Genomic DNA, 1,115 nt, shown 5'->3' with positions numbered 1-1,115 from the left:
CCGCACCCGCGACCGCAACGCCGACGGCACGCTCGGCCGAGCGCTGTACCTCATCACCGACCAGCCCGACCCGCAAAACCCAGCACACAACCAGAGTCGGGATCTCCAGGACTGGCTGAGCCCACGCCGGCTGATCCCGGCACTAAGAACACCAAGGGAAAGAAGACCACCCAGCAGAACACCAGACCCCTCCGTCCCCGCAGCCCCCACACCAGGCGCCCACCTGTACGGACAAACCAGCCAGGCACACCGACGATCCCGCGGCCCGTGCCCGCAGCGGACGAGATGCATCCGGGGATCCTCATGCTGCTCGAACTCGGAGCGGCTCGCCCCGAACTGCTGCTGACCGGCCAGGCGCTGACCGACCAAGGCCGCGCCGTGACCGTCATGCTGGAAGCCGGCTGGAGCCGCGAGCAGCTACAACACGTCATCGCTGCCCGGCCGCTGCCACACCCGGTCCGCGCCACAGTCGGCGCGATCATCGCCGCCCGCCTCCGCACCGCCCAGGCATACCCACCACCCGCCCTCGCGGCCGCCAACCGCGACGGCCATCCCCCGTGGGACACCCCGCCACCACAGCCAACCACCCCTGCAGCCGCGCGCACGGTGAGCGAGGCCCTGGCCCACCGGGCCCTCGTCGAATGCACCGGCTGCGGCGTCCCCCGAACTGCCCCCGGCGAAGACCTCTGCCCCGCCTGCCTCCACTGGCCGCTCTGCCGCACATGCCCCGGCCCCACACCCCGGCGCGCCCGCCCCAAACAGTGACGGCCGCTGCACCACGTGCGCCTCCGTTTTGATCGACGAACTGGAAGGAATCGGCTCGTGACAGCCACGTCCCACACTCCTTCCCGGCCGAGCGGACGAGCGGCCCTGTTCGGGACCGTGCTGCTGCCAGAGTCTGAGGCCGCAGCTTCCAGCACAGCAGCCCGGCATCCAGCCGGAGCCCTGCTGGAGAAGCCGCATGGCTACAGGAGAACCCTGAGAGATCCATGGACCCAAGGCCGTCTCCGCTCGTGCACGGATGAACACCTAGGCGGCCGGACGATGCAGCGGAGTCCCGGCCCCCGAATTACGATGCTTGCCTGCTGCCACGACATGAGGAGATAGGAGATATG

Annotated in this window: 1 protein-coding gene; it reads left to right on the top strand. The window is 69.8% G+C overall.

From position 1 onward, the window contains the following. Positions 1-267 precede the first annotated feature (267 nt). The gene (locus ABTZ59_RS37240; protein ID WP_351426076.1) at positions 268-765 is read left to right on the top strand and encodes a hypothetical protein; all 498 of its coding nucleotides are present in this window, start codon (positions 268-270) and stop codon (positions 763-765) included. Positions 766-1,115: the final 350 nt, after the last annotated feature.

This window comes from Streptomyces sp. NPDC094034, from assembly GCF_040303865.1.
Taxonomy (GTDB): Bacteria; Actinomycetota; Actinomycetes; order Streptomycetales; family Streptomycetaceae; genus Streptomyces.
Note: the sequence above shows the minus strand (reverse complement) of the source record. Positions and strands in the feature narration are given on the sequence as shown.